The organism is Desertibacillus haloalkaliphilus (assembly GCF_019039105.1).
Lineage (GTDB): Bacteria > Bacillota > Bacilli > Bacillales > KJ1-10-99 > Desertibacillus > Desertibacillus haloalkaliphilus.
In genome coordinates, this window is the sequence record NZ_JAHPIV010000402.1 from 1 (window position 1) to 364 (window position 364).

The window sequence follows — 364 nt, forward strand, 5'->3', positions numbered from 1 at the left end:
TTCTTCTTCCCCCCTTTCTTTTAAAACTTTTTTATTATATTCAATCTTTTTCTTTTCCTTTTCATAATAACCAATCTTTACATTTCTTCCATAATTAATTTTACCTTCTATCTTATCTACTTCCTTTTTTCTTTCCTTCCTCCCTTTTTCTTTTCCCCTCCCCTTCTTCCCCCTTCTCTCTCCTCTTTCTCCCCTCTTCCTCCTCCTCTTCCTCTTCTCCCCTCCCTGTTTTTTTTTTTCTTCGCCGCCCGCCCGGTCCTTGCTTTTCCGCCCGTCCTTTCCGCTTTGCCGTTCCCTCTCCCCTGCGCCTGCCGCTGCTTTTTGGTCGCCTGCCGGTCGCTCCCTCCCCTCCCTTTTCTCCTTT

Annotated in this window: 1 pseudogene; it reads right to left on the reverse strand. The window is 46.2% G+C overall.

The features are described from left to right. Nucleotides 1–364 (reverse strand): annotated as a pseudogene (locus KH400_RS22520) (hypothetical protein); the annotation flags it as partial.